We start from the raw sequence: 15,246 nt of genomic DNA, 5'->3' as shown, positions 1-15,246 counted from the left end.
TATGTTAAAATAAGGATGGAGGTGGCTGAATGCTTATATTACTTGCGCTTGTGTCCATTGTGATTGTGACATGTGTATTATGTAACAAATTATCGAATAGAATGGGGGTTCCCGTGCTTCTGGCGTTTATTTTGCTTGGAGTTGCTTTTGGCTCGGATGGAATCTTTAAGATACATTTTGATGATTTTGTTTTGGTAGAGCGGGTGTGTACGATCGCGTTGATTTTTATTATGTTCTATGGTGGGTTTGGCACCAATTGGAAAGAGGCAAGGGTAGTTGCACCAAAAGCTCTTATGTTGTCTTCTTTGGGTGTTGTTATAACAGCATTTCTTGTCGGAGTATTCTGTTATCATATGCTTCATTTCGAATGGCTGGAGAGTCTTCTGATTGGAGCGGTCTTGAGTTCTACTGATGCAGCTTCAGTATTCTCGGTGCTGCGATCCAAGCAATTGAATTTAAAATATGGAACAGCCTCTCTTCTTGAGTTGGAAAGTGGAAGTAATGATCCGTGGGCATATATGTTGACGGTGCTTATTCTATCTGTGATGCGTGGAGAGAGCGGTACGCCGGTAAGTATTATGACAACAGTGCTGCAGCAAGTCTTAGTGGGACTGATTGTAGGGATGTTGATTGCCTGGATTGGTATGTGGGCGATTCGACACATTGATTTTGAAACTTCTGGTTTTGACACGATATTTGTGGTTGCGATTGCATTGATGGCGTATACATTTCCGTCTTTACTCGGCGGAAATGGTTATCTAAGTACTTACATTGTGGGACTTGTGTTGGGAAATGTAACCCTTCCGGATAAAAAACGAATGGTACATTTCTTTGACGGTGCAACAGGATTGATGCAGATGCTGGTATTCTTTTTGATGGGGTTACTTGCATTTCCATCACAAATGCCATCAATTCTGCTCCCGGCAATTGCAATATTCCTATTTCTTACGTTTATTGCAAGACCATTGGCAGTATGCCCATTGTTATCGGTTTTTCGCTCTAATCTCTCTCAGCAGTCAGTCGTTTCCTGGGCAGGGCTTCGAGGTGCGGCCTCTATCGTATTTGCAATTATGGTAACGGTGGATGATGCATATACGAAGAATGATGTGTTTCATATTGTATTCTGTGTAGTACTTCTCTCAATTGGAGTACAGGGTTCATTACTTCCTTTGATATCCAGAAGATTGCATATGATCGACAACAGTCAGGATGTCATGAAGACATTCAATGATTATGCGGAAGAATCTTCACTGCAGTTTGTAGCCTTGACGCTTGAAAAAGGGCATGAATGGATCGGCCGGCAGATACAGAGTATAATATTGCCGCCACAGATGCGGATTGCATATATCCGAAGAGGAGAAGAGCAGGTCATTCCAAGGGGAAGTACAATTCTGGAGGAAGAAGATATATTAATTATGAGTGCCGTTGAATATCAGGGGTCCCGGCCAATTGCAATGAAAGAGGTCTATGTCGACAAGAAACATAAGTGGAACAACCGGCAGTTGAATGAACTGGAACTTCCACATTCAAGAATTGTTTTGATAAAACGTAAGGGACATTCTTTTGCACCCACAGGAGAGAGCCGGATTGTGGAGGGAGATATGCTGGTACTTATAGGAGATGAGATTTAGAGGAGAGAAGAGGATGGAGCAGACAATTCAAATCCGTTATGCAGAACAGGCGGATGTTCCAGAGATTATGAAGATTATGACAACGGCCAGTCGGCTGGTCGAGGATGCAAAGTGGTACAGCATGGATGATGAAGCTTATGTAAGAAGACATATAGACCAAGAAGGTTTTGTATTAAAAGCGCTGATAGACAAAAAGACAGCAGGATTTCTTTTGGTTCGTTATCCGAAAGACGCCAAAGATAATCTGGGAGAATACTTGAATCTGACAAAACAGGAAAGCTTGATGGTCGCACATATGGAATCGGCAGCGGTACTTCCAGAATATACAGGAAGAGGAATTCAGAGACAGCTGATGTCAGCAGGAGAAGATATCGTATTGCAGCAAGGATATCGTTATCTAATGGGAACTGCCCATCCGGAAAACAGATATAGTGTGAATAATTTTCTGAAATTAGGCTACAAGATTTTGCTTGAGACTGAAAAATACGGCGGTTTGCCACGATATGTATTTTGTAAGGAAATGAACGGGCAATAAGTAGAAAAGTATGGTATACTATAAATGTAAATGATGACAGATCACGTTGAGCAAAAGGGGGTATTCCTATGACAGAAGAACTGATTAAAGAAGTAAAGCATATTCAGCAATGTCTGGTGAATAAGGATATGGAAGGCGACGAGTGGGAAGAGAAGATGGAAATTATCCGTAAGCTGGAAGATGTATCAAGTTATCTGAAAGATGCCCTTGGACGTGGCATAGAGTTCTGATGGATGACGGATCTATGATAGAAGCAATTGTGTTTGATATGGATGGTCTTCTGTTTGATTCTGAGCGAATTGTACAGCGTTCCTGGGAAGAAGCCGGCAATCAGCTCGGACTGGAACATATGGGAGAGACGATATACCATACGTTGGGGATGAATCTGGCAGGAAGAAATCATTATTTTCGCAATACAATTGCGGAGGATTTCCCGTGCGAGGAGTTTGCAAAGCAGGCAAGAATCTGGTTCTATAAGATAGTAAATGAAGAAGGTCTTCCTATGAAGAACGGTGCAAGAAAATTGCTGGAATATGGGAAGGTGAATGGGTATCGAATGGCGATAGCAACTTCTTCTCGGAAAGAGTATGCCTTAAAAAATCTGAAAGCGGCTAAGATATATGATTTTTTTGATGCTGGAGTCTTTGGGGATATGGTGCAGCATGCAAAACCGGATCCCGAGATCTACCTGAAAGCTTGTGACAGCATTGGTGCAGATCCTGTGAACTGTATTGCGCTGGAAGATGCACCGGCAGGTATCCGTGCCGCATATGCAGCTGGCATGAAGCCAATCATGATACCGGATCTTGTAGCTCCGACACCAGAAATCGACGCTCTTCTGTATGGAACATGTGATACACTTCTGGGTGTGATCGGAATCTTGGAAAAATTGAAAAGTAGAAAAAGAATGATTAATATAAAGTAGAATAAAAAGGCAGATGCCAATGTCTGATCGATGACCATGACAAAGGTAGCTGCCTTTTATATTTGTGGAATCCAATTCCTAAGCTTTGATTAGCGTGCTTCCCAGCGGCCGGAAGCTCCACAGGGAAGAACCAGACCTGAGTGAGTGACCGGAAGCCCAATTTCCTGAGAATCTACGGTTCCATGGAATTGTTTTAATTCTGTCCCTAACATATAAGTAAGAACCGCCGGTGCAAGTCCTGTCGTATAGGAATTGACCAGAAAGAACAGTGGCTGATCTGACAGAATCTGTGTACATAATTTAATCAGCGGATGAATAGCATCTTCGATCTTCCAGATCTCGCCTTTTGGACCGCGGCCATAAGATGGAGGATCCATGATGATTGCATCATAATGATTGCCTCTTCGAATCTCACGTTCTACAAACTTTACACAGTCATCTACCAGCCAGCGAATCGGTTTGTCAGAAAGGCCAGAAGAAGCAGCATTTTCCTTTGCCCATGCAACCATTCCTTTTGAGGCATCTACATGTGTCACACTTGCACCTGTTGCCGCTGCCGCCAACGTAGCGCCTCCAGTGTAAGCGAATAGATTCAATACCTTGATCGGACGGCCTGCATTTCGAATCTTCTCTGAAAACCAGTCCCAGTTCGCTGCCTGCTCCGGAAACAATCCGGTATGTTTAAAGCTAAATGGCTTCAGATTAAAAGTCAGATCACCATAGTGAATCTGCCACTGCTCCGGCAGATGAAAGAATTCCCATTCTCCGCCGCCCTTCTTACTGCGGTGATAATGTCCGTTCATATGCTTCCAGCCGTGTTCGGTCTTCGGAGTGTCCCAGATGACCTGCGGGTCCGGACGAACCAGAATATACTGTCCCCAGCGTTCAAGTTTTTCACCCTTACTGCAATCTATTACTTCGTAATCTTTCCAATGGTCTGCAATCCACATAATCTATAATCCTCTCTTTATAGCATCATGGTGTATCCACGTAAGGTACATATCAGATGCCAGATATTATTTTAGAATTTCAATAGGATTATAGCATGCTAAAATAGAAAAGAAAAGCCAGAATTGCGTTGCATTTAACTATGTAAATAATTTATTTGAAGTGTGTAACGAAATTTCTTATTTTTGGATATATAGGTATAACAAGGAGGTGAGAGAATGCTGGATATGGATTCCATATATCAAGAGCATGCCGAGTTAGTGTACAAGTTCCTTTTATCTTTATGCCATGAAGAGGATACGGCAGAAGAGTTGACGCAGGAAACATTTTATCAGGCAGTCCGGTCGTCAAAGAAATATGATGGAACCTGTAAAGTGTCAACTTGGCTGTGCCAGATTGCAAAGCATTTGTGGTACAGGGAACTGGAACGCAGAAAGAAGAAAGGAACAACCTCGCTTCTAGAAGAAATGCATTCTGGTAATGAATCTTTGGATGAAAAGTTTTGCCTGAAAGAAGAAAAGATGGAATTATTTCAGAAGGTGCACATTCTGGATGAAATTTCAAAAGAAGTGGTACTGCTTCGAATTACAGGAGCATTCTCTTTTAAAGAGATCGCGGAATTATTTGGAAAAAATGAAAACTGGGCGCGAGTGACATTCTATCGTGCAAAACAGAAAATTGTGAAAGGGTGGAAAAAAGAATGAAATGTGAAATTATCCGGGATTTATTACCAAGCTATATCGACGGATTAACAAGTGAAGAAAGCAACCAGGCAATTGAAGAACATCTGGAAGGTTGCAGAGAATGCCGTAGATACCTGGAGGAGATGCGAAAAGAAATTGTCACAGATAAGTTAGCGAAAGACGAGATAGAGAAAAGAAAAAAAGAGATTCAGCCATTGCTTAAAGTACGAAAAGTTAATCTGCATAAGATTTTCGCTGCCGTGATGGTGACAGCCATGATATGCGCCGTTTTATTTGGTGTATATGAAGCATATTACGAATATGGAAGGACCGCAGATTATAGTGACGTAAGAATTACTTATGAGAAAGTGGGAAACATAGTAACACTTGGGTTCCTGCCGCAGAATGAAAAAATATATATTAGTGCAGGTGTTATCAGTGTTGGAGAGGAAGAATGGCTTGAAATTATAAAATATCGTGTGAGCCCATTCAAGGAACCAGTTCGTACAGGAGGATATTACAGATTTACCTTCATTGATGAAGATACCATCTTAGATTCTGACGGTAAGGGAACCATAGATTTAACCGGAAATGAAGAGATAAAAATACACTTCGCAGATGTTACGAAAACAGTGAACATCAAAGATTTGTATACAGAAAAAGGAATAACGGACTTAGAGAACTAAATGGGTACAGGGCATTTTTCATTTGGGTACACCACATTTTGCAATTGGGGACGTAGTATTTTTGCAAAATACTACGTCCCCAATTTAACATTTATTTTACATTCCTGAGATTTCAGATTTTACATTGCGCCTTTATGATAACAACTGTGAAGAAAACAAAAAGCAAAATCAAAGGAGAAATTGAATATGAAATTGAAAAAGTTTATTGCAGTATTAGCAACAGTTGGTATGATTGCAAGTCTTGCAGTTGGTTGTGGAAGTTCTGATGCAGATTCTTCTGCAGAGGGAGAGGATGTAGCTACAGAAGAGACAGCAGAAGGTGGAGATTGGGATCCTTCTATGGATATCACAATCGTATCAAGAGAAGATGGATCTGGTACAAGAGGAGCATTTATTGAATTGTTCGGAATTGAAGAGAAGGATGAATCTGGCGAGAAGATTGATATGACAACCGAGGAAGCTCAGATTACGAACAGTACATCTGTTATGCTGACAATCGTAGCTGGAGATGATTATGCGATTGGTTATGTATCACTTGGTTCTCTTGATGACAGTGTCAAGGCAGTAAAGATTGATGGAGCAGAAGCAACAGCAGAGAATGTTAAGAGCGGTGAATACAAAGTATCAAGACCATTTAACATTGCCACAAAAGAAGGAATGGACAACGAAGTTGCAAATGATTTCATTACATTTATCATGAGTAAAGAAGGACAGCAGGTTATTTCTGATAATGGTTACATTGCTTCTGATGACGCTGAGCCATATGCAGGAACAGCTCCTTCAGGAAAAGCTGTTGTTGGTGGATCTTCATCTGTATCTCCTGTAATGGAAAAATTAATCGAAGCTTACAAAGAAGTAAATGCAAATGCTGAGATTGAACTTCAGACAACAGATTCTACAACAGGTATGACATCTACTATTGATGGAAGCTATGACATCGGTATGGCATCTCGTGAACTGAAAGACGAAGAATTAAGTGCAGGTCTCGTACCACAGGTAATTGCAACAGATGGTATCGCAGTTATCGTAAATAAAAATAATACGACAGATGAGCTGACAAGTGATCAGGTAAAAGCAATCTACACAGGTGAAGCTCTTACATGGGATGAGGTATTAGAATAATATGAAATCGAAAGCATGGACTGAAAAATTCATGCAGGGAGTGTTCTTCATTGCCGCCTGCGCTTCGGTGTTGGCGGTAGCTCTCATTTGTGTGTTTTTATTTGCAAATGGTATCCCTGCAATGAAAGAGATCGGATTTGGCAAATTTCTGACTGGAGAGATATGGAAACCGAATAATGACATATATGGAATCCTTCCGATGATTGTCGGAAGCCTCTATGTAACGGCAGGTGCGATTGTATTTGGCGTGCCGATTGGTATTTTAACAGCGGCGTTTATGGCATTTTATTGTCCAAAGCAGATCTATAAACCGTTGAAAACGGCGACAGAATTGCTGGCTGGAATTCCGTCGGTTGTATATGGATTCTTTGGACTTGTAGTATTAGTTCCATTGATTCGCAATATAGGAAGGAGTTTAAAAGAGATGGGAATCTTAAGATCTGCTGGAAATGGAAGCAGTATTCTTACCGCATCTCTTCTGCTTGGAATGATGATTCTTCCTACCATCATAGGGTTGACAGAATCCTCTCTTCGGGCAGTGCCGTCACAGTATTATGAAGGCGCAGTCGCCCTGGGGGCAACACATGAGAGAGCAATCTTTAAAGTTGTTCTTCCTGCTGCAAAGTCTGGCGTGGTTGCAGCAATTGTGCTGGGAGTAGGCCGTGCGATCGGTGAGACGATGGCCGTGATCATGGTAGCAGGAAATCAGGCAAGAATGCCGGCGGGTATATTTAAAGGAGTCAGGACACTGACAGCGAACATTGTTATCGAGATGGGATATGCAGCCGGTCTTCACAGAGAAGCACTGATAGCAACAGGTGTGGTGTTGTTCGTATTTATACTGATCATTAATTTCTGTGTAGCACTATTAAACAGGAGGAACGATCATGAGTAGTAATGAAGTTACATTTAAGCAAAAAATGAAATCATACAAAAGGACACCAGGTTCCTTTGTTGTAATGCTTCTGGTAATGCTTTCTGCAATCCTGACATTTACGGTGTTGATTTTCTTGATTGCATATATTTTGATCCATGGAGTGCCATATATAAACCCCTCCTTGTTTTCAATGAATTATACTTCTGAAAACGCATCCTTAATGCCAGCGCTGATTAATACGATTATTATGACGTTTTTATCGCTGGTGATAGCAGTACCATTTGGAATTTTTTCTGCGATATTTTTGGTGGAATATGCAAAGCGAGGAAATAAATTTGTAGAAATAATCCGATTGACTACAGAGACTTTGCAGGGAATTCCTTCTATTGTCTATGGTCTGTTCGGAATGTTGTTCTTTGTTACGACATGTGGATGGGGATTCTCCATTCTGGCGGGTGCATTTACCCTGTCTATTATGGTACTTCCACTGATCATGAGAAGTACAGAAGAGGCCCTGAAGGCAGTGCCGGATTCTTATCGGGAAGGAAGTTTTGGACTTGGCGCCGGCAAACTTCGTACAGTGTTCCGGATTGTATTGCCTTCAGCAGTGCCGGGTATTCTGGCAGGTGTGATCCTGGCAATCGGAAGAATCGTAGGTGAGACGGCGGCGCTGATTTATACTGCTGGAACGGTAGCTGATTTCCCAAAGAGTGTCATGAGTTCAGGAAGAACACTGGCAGTACATATGTATAATCTTGCCAGTGAAGGATTATACATGGATCAGGCTTATGCAACAGCCGTTATCCTGCTGGTGTTAGTGGTTGGAATCAATACATTGTCTAGCGTTGTGGCGAAGAAATTAACGAAAGTATAGAGAGGAATTGTCATGAGTAAAATTAGCATAAAAAATATGGAGCTGTATTACAGTGATTTTCATGCTTTGAAAAATGTTAATCTTGAGATTGAAGCAAATAAGATTACTGCATTTATCGGCCCTTCCGGATGCGGAAAATCCACTTTGCTGAAATCCATTAACCGAATGAATGATCTGGTAGAGGGATGTCGTATTGAAGGGGAGATTCTTCTGGATGGTCAGGATATTTTCAAAGATATAGATGTGAATCTGTTGAGAAAAAGGGTAGGAATGGTTTTTCAAAAACCAAATCCATTTCCAATGAGTATCTATGATAATATCGCTTATGGCCCAAGAACACACGGAATTCATTCAAAATCTAAACTGGATGAGATTGTAGAAAAATCTCTGCGCGATGCGGCAATCTGGGATGAATGCAAAGACCGTCTGAAGACCAGTGCGCTTGGAATGTCTGGCGGACAGCAGCAGAGACTTTGCATTGCAAGAGCGCTTGCAGTACAGCCGGAAGTGCTGCTGATGGATGAGCCGACATCCGCGCTTGACCCCATCTCAACTTCCAAGATTGAAGACCTTGCGATGGAACTGAAAAAAGATTATACTATTGTCATGGTCACACATAACATGCAGCAGGCAGTGCGTGTATCTGACAATACAGCCTTCTTTTTGTTAGGAGAAGTTATAGAATACAATGATACTGAAAAATTATTCTCCATACCGGCAGATAAGAGAACAGAGGATTATATTACAGGGAGGTTTGGTTAAGATATGCGTAATAAGTTTGATATGCAGCTGCAGCATCTGAATGAACAGTTGATCCACATGGGAGAGTTATGTGAAGTTGCCATTAACCGTGCAACCACGGCATTACAGAAAGGTGATATTGAGCAGGCAAGAGAAGTACGCGAGGCAGATGAAGAGATTGACCAGATGGAGAAGGATATTGAACGTCTGTGTCTGAAGCTGTTACTACAGCAGCAGCCGGTAGCCAGAGATCTTCGACAGATTTCGGCAGCGCTAAAGATGATCACCGATATGGAACGAATCGGAGATCAGGCATCCGATATTGCGGAAATCATTATTTCTGAAGGAAGGGTTGAGCCGACGGAGATACCAAGAATCGGTCAGATGTCTGAAGCAGCAGCTAAGATGGTCAGAGACAGTGTGACTGCTTATGTAGAGAAGAATCTCGAGCTTTCAAGAAATGTCATGGAAGCAGATGATGAAGTTGATAAGATGTTCGAGGAAAATAAGCAGGAGCTGGTGGAATTCATTGCCGAGAATAAGGGTAACCAGGGAGTAAAGGTTATAGACCTTATCATGGTGGCCAAATATCTGGAACGAATCGCAGATCATGCCACGAACATTGCGGAGTGGGTAGAATTTTCTATTACCGGAATTCATAAAGAGAGTAAGGTATAGAAAGCGTAAGGAGACAGTTTATGATATTTTGTGTAGAGGATGACAGTAATATTCGAGAATTAGTCGTATACACATTAGAGACCACGGGCTTTAAAGCGCGTGGTTTTGAAGATGGAAAGGAATTTTTGGAAGCGTTGGCGCTGGAGACACCGGAACTTGTTCTGATGGATATTATGCTTCCCGGTGAAGATGGGATAGAGTTGCTGAAAAGATTAAAAGCATCGCCGAAAACACGGGATATCCCTGTAATCATGGTGACGGCGAAGGGAGCAGAATATGATAAAGTGAAAGGACTGGATCTGGGGGCAGATGACTATGTAACGAAACCGTTTGGTATGATGGAATTGATTTCCAGAATTAAAGCGGTGCTTCGAAGGAGTCAGAAAAGTTCTAATGAGCTGCAGGATATTATTAAGGTCGGAGATATTGAGATCGATACCAAGAAACACGAAGTAACGGCGTCGGGAGAGATTGTGAATCTGACTTTGAAGGAATACGAATTGCTAAAGCGACTGATGAAGAATTCTAATATTGTGATGACTCGTGATCTTCTCCTGGAAGAAATCTGGGGTTATGATTTTGATGGCGAGACCAGAACGGTGGATGTCCATGTCAGGACCCTGCGTCAGAAGCTTGGGAAAAGTGGAGAGAGAATAGAGACAGTCCGTGGTGTGGGTTATCGTATGCGCGAATAGATGTCACTGTCCCTGTCGATATAATGATTCAGAGTGAAAGTATGTTGGAGAAGGAGCGGATGACAACAGTGAGACTAAGGAACCGAATACAGAAGAGCATGATTCTGGTCATTGCGACAACGCTTCTGATTGCTTATGCAATGACAACATTTGTAATATACCATCAGACGGTAAATGTGATGGAAGATGAACTTCAGCAGGAAGCAGATTATATCCGGGCAGCGATAGAAATATCCGGTGTAGACTATCTGCAGGAGATGGATGCGGTACGTAAGAGTACAAGAGTGACTCTGATTGATGAGGATGGACAAATCTTATATGATTCTCAGCAGGGAAAGATGGAATTAGAGAATCATAAGAATCGGCCGGAAGTTCAGGAGGCAATGAAGTCCGGAATCGGAAAAGATGTCAGAGAATCAGATACTATGAGGCAGGAAATGTTCTATTATGCAGAACAGCTTCCTGACCACACAATCTTACGTGTGGCTAAAAGTGTGGATACTGCATTTTACACGGCAATGAAGATATTGCCGGGAATCGGAATTATTGCAATCCTGATGCTGGTATTTGCATGGGGATTATCCAGACAACAGGTAGGCAGGCTGATACGGCCGATTAATGAATTGAATCTTGAGAATCCTTTGGATCATGAGATGTATGAGGAACTGACGCCGTTACTAGAACGAATTGATGAGCAGAACAAGACCAAAGATGCAGTTGCAAATATGCGAAAAGAATTTTCTGCAAACGTATCCCACGAGTTGAAGACCCCGCTTACTTCCATATCCGGGTATGCCGAGATCATGATGAATGGCATGGTACGGCCAGAAGATACGAATAAATTCTCAGAACGCATTTATAATGAAGCAAAACGATTGATCACACTGGTAGAAGATATTATCAAGTTGTCTAAACTGGATGAGGGCGGTGTAGAACTTGAAAAAGAAGATGTTGATCTTTATGCACTTACGCGAGAAATCGTAAGTCGGCTTGCACCACAGGCGACGAAAAGAAATGTCCATGTTGAGCTGACCGGAGAATCTGTAATCTGCCGTGGCGTTCGTCAGGTCATTGATGAGATGATTTATAATATCTGTGAAAATGCGATTAAATACAATAAAAAGGGAGGTTCAGTCAGTATCTGGGTTGGCGGTACTTTAAAGGGCAAAAAAGTTATTGTCACAGATACGGGTATTGGAATCCCGACAGACCAACAGGAACGAATCTTCGAGCGCTTCTACCGTGTAGACAAGAGCCATTCCAAAGAAACCGGAGGTACCGGACTGGGACTGTCAATTGTAAAACACGGTGCAATCCTGCATGGAGCACAGATTCGCGTAGAGAGCGAAGTGGGAAAAGGAACCAAGATGGAACTCACCTTTTAGGAAGGAGGGGATGGGGGAATTTGCAAATTCCCCATCCCCTCTATTGCTATTTGAAAATAAATTAATTATAATAGGGAAAGAAGAAAAAGGGGGTTTTCAACTATGGAGATTAAAGAAGGCTATATGCCATACCTGGAGTACAAAACTTATTATCGTATTGTAGGAAAGAAAACTGGAGATAAGAAGCCATTGGTATTATTACATGGCGGGCCAGGATCTACCCACAATTATTTTGAAGTGTTAGACAGACTGGCAGAGGAAGATGGACGTCAGATTGTCATGTATGATCAGATTGGATGTGGAGAATCTTATGTAGAGAATCGTCCGGATCTGTGGAATGCAGAGACATGGATTAACGAGTTGATTGCTTTAAGAGAACATCTAGGACTGGATGAGATGCACCTTTTGGGACAGTCCTGGGGTGGAATGTTGCTTTTGGATTATGTATGTAATCATAAGCCAGAAGGACTTAAGAGCCTGATTCTTTCCAGCACACTTCCGGCTTCCTGGATGTGGGGAATTGAACAGCATCGTATGATTAAGGAACTTCCGCAGGAGATGCAGGATGCAATTGAGAAAGCAACATCTACCAATGATTACAGTGATCCGGCATATCAGGCAGCAGAGACGGAATATATGCTTCGTCATGCAGCAGGAGCTGTTACAGAGGATTCACCAGAATGTCTGCGCCGTCCGGTGAAAAAAGGCGGAGAATCTTATGTAGTGGGATGGGGCCCGAATGAATATACTCCTATGGGAACATTGAAAGATTACGATGTTACAGAACAGTTAAAAGATATCAAAGAGCCAACACTTGTGATTAATGGCGGTAATGATCTGTGTACACCATATATCGCAAAATATATGTATGACAGAATCCCGAATTCCAGATGGGAATTGTTCCGTACCTGTCGTCATATGTGTTTCGTAGAGGATAATGACAGATATGTTGAGCTAATGAAGGAATGGCTGAACGCAAATGACTAGAAAAAAAGGCTTTATCGCCGCATTTGCGGCAGGGTTGCTATGGGGCGGAACAAGCCCCATAGCACAATTTTTGTTCCAACATAAAGGAATTACTTCTACCTGGCTGGTTCCATACCGATTAGTGACGGCTGGGATTCTTCTGTTTCTTTATGCAGTATTGATCAAAAAGGAAAAACCGTTTGAGGTATGGAAGGACAAGAGCGATGGAGTCCGGCAAGTAGCATTTTCCATTCTGGGAATGATGGGAATGCAGTATTCTTTTTTTGCGGCAGTGCAGGAGACTAATGCTGGAACAGCTACTATTTTCCAATATCTGAACCCGGCAATCTTGATTTTATATTTTGCGGTGATTTACAGAGTGGCACCCAAAACGAAAGAAATCATAGCGGTATTGTGCTCCATATCGGGAATTTTCCTGGTGGCAACCCATGGCAATATCCATGAATTGTCGATTTCTCCCAAAGGAATTATTCTAGGCATGATTCTGGCCCTTACCACTTGCTTTTATGGTGTGCTTCCAGGACCGCTACTTAAGAAATTCCCGGCTGAGATTATCTGCGCATGGGCTATGGTTGTGGGCGGAGCAACTCTCATGATTGCGATAAGGCCCTGGAGATATGAGATAGAGATTGACTGGATAGTTATAGCTGGATTTTTCGCAATTGTTATTATGGGAACCATTTTACCATTTTGCTTTTATCTTGCTGCACTGAAAAGTGTTGGTTCGGTGTATGCAGGACTACTGTCCAGTGTGGAACCAGTTGCAGCTACCATCTTGGCGGCAGTATTTCTGGGGACCAGCTTTCAGATGGTTGATGTAGTGGGATTTGTTCTTGTACTTTCTACAATGTTTATATTAAACATTAATGCAATGTAAAAGGGGATGTGCTATGAAAAAGTGCATCCTTTTTCTTTTGGGAGAATAAGAAAGATTTGAAGAGGTAGGACAAAATCCAGATACATATATTAGTAGTAAATGTATGGCTGGAGTCTTATTTATGAAAGAAGAAAATAAGAGAAAATGGAAGAATTACGGAGTGTTTGCAATGGTACTGCTTATTGCTCTGTCAGGTTCCTACAAGTATATTTCCAGTTACACGACCGTTTCCAGTAATGTAAATGGAAGGGAGCTTCCTATCTATTCTGTGGAGACATCGGAGAAAAAAGTAGCGTTAAGCTTTGATGCGGCCTGGGGAGATGAAGATACGCAGAAGATTCTGGACATCTTAAAAAAACACAATGTCCATGTGACTTTCTTTATGACTGGCGGATGGGTGGAAAAATATCCAGAGGATGTCAAAGCAATAAAGGAAGCCGGGCATGATCTTGGAAATCACAGTGAGAACCATAAGAATATGTCGCAATTATCGAAAGAAGAGCAGAAAGAAGAGATCATGAAAGTCCATGAGAGAGTAAAAGAACTGACGGGAGTGGAGATGCAGCTCTTCCGTCCGCCTTATGGAGATTATGATGATGAGGTGGTTCGGACTGCACAGGAATGCGGATATTATCCGATTCAGTGGTCCGTGGATAGTTTGGATTGGAAAGACTATGGAGTACAAAGTATCATAGACACCGTATTAAACCATAAAGATCTAAAAAACGGTGCTATCATTCTCTGTCATAACGGTGCAAAATATACTGCACAGGCACTGGAACAATTGCTGACAGGTTTAGAAGAACAAGGCTATCAGATCGTTCCGGTGTCAGAATTGATTTATAAAGAAGATTATCATATGGATGTGACCGGGCGTCAGATTAAAAACGATTGATGCCGTTCTGAACTTCTTCTGCCCATTTCTGAAGATTGTAGGTTCGTCCGCCGAAGAGTTTTAACAATGCTCCGGTTGGATGGTTGTCATTGGCAAAAGCGTTGGCCTCGTCGGTGTCAACATGCATTGCCAGTGCAAAATTCGGATTCACACGGACAACAACATCAGCAAAAATTAATGAACGTTCGAAACTCTCCATAATTACGAAAACTTCGTCATTATCTTTGACATTTAACTGAATAGCCTGCACAGGAGTCATATGGATATGACGCTTGGCAACAATAACACCGTGGTCGAGTTCGATGCTCCCGTTCGGGCCTTCCAGGACACAGCCAGGAGTACCGGCTGTGTCACCAGACTGACGGATGACACCGGGGATACCAAGCTTGCGGGAATCTGTCATGGAGATTTCTACTTGCGTTTCGTTACGAAAGGGACCGAGCACAGCAACTTTTTCAAAGGAACCCTTAGGACCTCTGACAGCAACACGTTCTTTGCAGACGTATTGTCCAGGCTGGCTTAACTCGGCTTTAAATGTCAGATCACGGTCTTCGCCAAATAATATATTAAAATCCTCGCGACACAGATGAATGTGGCGCGCACTTGTTTCGATAGGTATTGCAAGTCCCATAATTCTTTCACCTCATTCGTAGAATATCTATATTCTATCAAAAATAAAATGATATTTCAATTCGGAAATGTAATAT

The 15,246-nt window shown here is 42.1% G+C and carries 18 protein-coding genes; 16 read left to right on the top strand and 2 right to left on the bottom strand.

Features of this window, described 5'->3' with window-relative positions; genetic code table 11:
• Window positions 1–29: 29 nt before the first annotated feature.
• The 4 genes from ACQRD1_RS10110 (at window position 30) to ACQRD1_RS10095 (ending at window position 3,091) form a co-directional block, all read left to right on the top strand.
• Entirely contained in the window at window positions 30–1,631 is a 1,602-nt protein-coding gene (locus ACQRD1_RS10110) for a potassium/proton antiporter (RefSeq protein ID WP_235232695.1), read from the top strand.
• A gap of 13 nt (window positions 1,632–1,644) precedes the next feature.
• Complete coding sequence (locus ACQRD1_RS10105) at window positions 1,645–2,166, top strand: GNAT family N-acetyltransferase (protein ID WP_235232694.1); 522 nt, start codon at window positions 1,645–1,647, stop codon at window positions 2,164–2,166.
• A gap of 68 nt (window positions 2,167–2,234) precedes the next feature.
• Complete coding sequence (locus ACQRD1_RS10100) at window positions 2,235–2,396, top strand: hypothetical protein (RefSeq protein ID WP_235232693.1); 162 nt, start codon at window positions 2,235–2,237, stop codon at window positions 2,394–2,396.
• 14 nt (window positions 2,397–2,410) lie between these two features.
• Window positions 2,411–3,091 carry an HAD family hydrolase gene (locus tag ACQRD1_RS10095; RefSeq protein WP_235232692.1) on the top strand — a complete coding sequence of 227 codons (681 nt, stop codon included), beginning with the start codon at window positions 2,411–2,413 and terminating at the stop codon, window positions 3,089–3,091.
• Window positions 3,092–3,180: 89 nt separating this feature from the next.
• Here ACQRD1_RS10095 and ACQRD1_RS10090 read toward each other — a convergent pair whose 3' ends face one another.
• Window positions 3,181–4,041: a class I SAM-dependent methyltransferase gene (locus ACQRD1_RS10090; protein ID WP_427787452.1), complete on the bottom strand. Its 861-nt coding sequence runs from the start codon at window positions 4,039–4,041 to the stop codon at window positions 3,181–3,183.
• A gap of 216 nt (window positions 4,042–4,257) precedes the next feature.
• On the opposite strand from ACQRD1_RS10090, the gene ACQRD1_RS10085 reads away from it, so the two are divergent.
• The 12 genes from ACQRD1_RS10085 to ACQRD1_RS10030 all read left to right on the top strand — a co-directional run bounded on the left by ACQRD1_RS10085 (window position 4,258) and on the right by ACQRD1_RS10030 (window position 14,539).
• Entirely contained in the window at window positions 4,258–4,743 is a 486-nt protein-coding gene (locus tag ACQRD1_RS10085) for an RNA polymerase sigma factor (protein ID WP_235232688.1), read from the top strand.
• Window positions 4,740–5,408 carry a zf-HC2 domain-containing protein gene (locus tag ACQRD1_RS10080; RefSeq protein WP_235232687.1) on the top strand — a complete coding sequence of 223 codons (669 nt, stop codon included), beginning with the start codon at window positions 4,740–4,742 and terminating at the stop codon, window positions 5,406–5,408. Before ACQRD1_RS10085 ends, ACQRD1_RS10080 begins: the two co-directional genes overlap by 4 nt.
• 186 nt (window positions 5,409–5,594) lie before the next feature.
• On the top strand, window positions 5,595–6,530 hold the full coding sequence (locus ACQRD1_RS10075; RefSeq protein WP_427787450.1) for a substrate-binding domain-containing protein: 936 nt from the start codon (window positions 5,595–5,597) through the stop codon (window positions 6,528–6,530).
• A gap of 1 nt (window position 6,531) precedes the next feature.
• Window positions 6,532–7,425 (top strand): phosphate ABC transporter permease subunit PstC, encoded by an 894-nt coding sequence (pstC, locus tag ACQRD1_RS10070; protein ID WP_427787448.1) that lies wholly within the window; start codon window positions 6,532–6,534, stop codon window positions 7,423–7,425.
• Window positions 7,418–8,281 carry a phosphate ABC transporter permease PstA gene (gene pstA, locus ACQRD1_RS10065; RefSeq protein WP_347376330.1) on the top strand — a complete coding sequence of 288 codons (864 nt, stop codon included), beginning with the start codon at window positions 7,418–7,420 and terminating at the stop codon, window positions 8,279–8,281. Before pstC ends, pstA begins: the two co-directional genes overlap by 8 nt.
• A 12-nt stretch (window positions 8,282–8,293) precedes the next feature.
• Window positions 8,294–9,043, top strand: a complete 750-nt coding sequence (gene pstB / locus ACQRD1_RS10060; protein WP_427787446.1) for a phosphate ABC transporter ATP-binding protein PstB — start codon at window positions 8,294–8,296, stop codon at window positions 9,041–9,043.
• Between the two features lie 3 nt (window positions 9,044–9,046).
• Entirely contained in the window at window positions 9,047–9,700 is a 654-nt protein-coding gene (gene phoU / locus ACQRD1_RS10055) for a phosphate signaling complex protein PhoU (RefSeq protein ID WP_235232682.1), read from the top strand.
• 20 nt (window positions 9,701–9,720) lie between these two features.
• Complete coding sequence (locus ACQRD1_RS10050; RefSeq protein WP_235232681.1) at window positions 9,721–10,395, top strand: response regulator; 675 nt, start codon at window positions 9,721–9,723, stop codon at window positions 10,393–10,395.
• 59 nt (window positions 10,396–10,454) lie between these two features.
• On the top strand, window positions 10,455–11,780 hold the full coding sequence (locus ACQRD1_RS10045) for an ATP-binding protein (protein ID WP_427787445.1): 1,326 nt from the start codon (window positions 10,455–10,457) through the stop codon (window positions 11,778–11,780).
• Between the two features lie 102 nt (window positions 11,781–11,882).
• Entirely contained in the window at window positions 11,883–12,767 is an 885-nt protein-coding gene (gene pepI, locus ACQRD1_RS10040; RefSeq protein WP_235232679.1) for a proline iminopeptidase, read from the top strand.
• Entirely contained in the window at window positions 12,760–13,644 is an 885-nt protein-coding gene (locus tag ACQRD1_RS10035) for a DMT family transporter (protein ID WP_235232678.1), read from the top strand. Before pepI ends, ACQRD1_RS10035 begins: the two co-directional genes overlap by 8 nt.
• Window positions 13,645–13,765: 121 nt before the next feature.
• Window positions 13,766–14,539 (top strand): polysaccharide deacetylase family protein, encoded by a 774-nt coding sequence (locus tag ACQRD1_RS10030; protein WP_235232677.1) that lies wholly within the window; start codon window positions 13,766–13,768, stop codon window positions 14,537–14,539.
• Here ACQRD1_RS10030 and ACQRD1_RS10025 read toward each other — a convergent pair.
• Entirely contained in the window at window positions 14,526–15,170 is a 645-nt protein-coding gene (locus ACQRD1_RS10025) for a PduL/EutD family phosphate acyltransferase (protein WP_235232676.1), read from the bottom strand. The two genes, ACQRD1_RS10030 and ACQRD1_RS10025, sit on opposite strands and share 14 nt — an antisense overlap.
• Between the last annotated feature and the right edge of the window lie 76 nt (window positions 15,171–15,246).

The organism is Bariatricus sp. SGI.019, from assembly GCF_050315235.1.
Classification (GTDB): Bacteria; Bacillota; Clostridia; order Lachnospirales; family Lachnospiraceae; genus JAFBIX01.
This window is presented reverse-complemented; position numbering and strand designations above follow the sequence as displayed.

Coding starts and splice junctions, on each gene's coding strand:
- ACQRD1_RS10045 (WP_427787445.1), top strand. CDS start 10,455: ATGACAACAGTGAGACTAAGGAACCGAATACAGAAGAGCATGATTCTG.
- pstC (WP_427787448.1), top strand. CDS start 6,532: ATGAAATCGAAAGCATGGACTGAAAAATTCATGCAGGGAGTGTTCTTC.
- ACQRD1_RS10080 (WP_235232687.1), top strand. CDS start 4,740: ATGAAATGTGAAATTATCCGGGATTTATTACCAAGCTATATCGACGGA.
- pepI (WP_235232679.1), top strand. CDS start 11,883: ATGGAGATTAAAGAAGGCTATATGCCATACCTGGAGTACAAAACTTAT.
- ACQRD1_RS10100 (WP_235232693.1), top strand. CDS start 2,235: ATGACAGAAGAACTGATTAAAGAAGTAAAGCATATTCAGCAATGTCTG.
- ACQRD1_RS10075 (WP_427787450.1), top strand. CDS start 5,595: ATGAAATTGAAAAAGTTTATTGCAGTATTAGCAACAGTTGGTATGATT.
- ACQRD1_RS10095 (WP_235232692.1), top strand. CDS start 2,411: ATGATAGAAGCAATTGTGTTTGATATGGATGGTCTTCTGTTTGATTCT.
- ACQRD1_RS10085 (WP_235232688.1), top strand. CDS start 4,258: ATGCTGGATATGGATTCCATATATCAAGAGCATGCCGAGTTAGTGTAC.
- ACQRD1_RS10110 (WP_235232695.1), top strand. CDS start 30: ATGCTTATATTACTTGCGCTTGTGTCCATTGTGATTGTGACATGTGTA.
- ACQRD1_RS10090 (WP_427787452.1), bottom strand. CDS start 4,041: ATGTGGATTGCAGACCATTGGAAAGATTACGAAGTAATAGATTGCAGT.
- pstA (WP_347376330.1), top strand. CDS start 7,418: ATGAGTAGTAATGAAGTTACATTTAAGCAAAAAATGAAATCATACAAA.
- pstB (WP_427787446.1), top strand. CDS start 8,294: ATGAGTAAAATTAGCATAAAAAATATGGAGCTGTATTACAGTGATTTT.
- phoU (WP_235232682.1), top strand. CDS start 9,047: ATGCGTAATAAGTTTGATATGCAGCTGCAGCATCTGAATGAACAGTTG.
- ACQRD1_RS10030 (WP_235232677.1), top strand. CDS start 13,766: ATGAAAGAAGAAAATAAGAGAAAATGGAAGAATTACGGAGTGTTTGCA.
- ACQRD1_RS10050 (WP_235232681.1), top strand. CDS start 9,721: ATGATATTTTGTGTAGAGGATGACAGTAATATTCGAGAATTAGTCGTA.
- ACQRD1_RS10105 (WP_235232694.1), top strand. CDS start 1,645: ATGGAGCAGACAATTCAAATCCGTTATGCAGAACAGGCGGATGTTCCA.
- ACQRD1_RS10035 (WP_235232678.1), top strand. CDS start 12,760: ATGACTAGAAAAAAAGGCTTTATCGCCGCATTTGCGGCAGGGTTGCTA.
- ACQRD1_RS10025 (WP_235232676.1), bottom strand. CDS start 15,170: ATGGGACTTGCAATACCTATCGAAACAAGTGCGCGCCACATTCATCTG.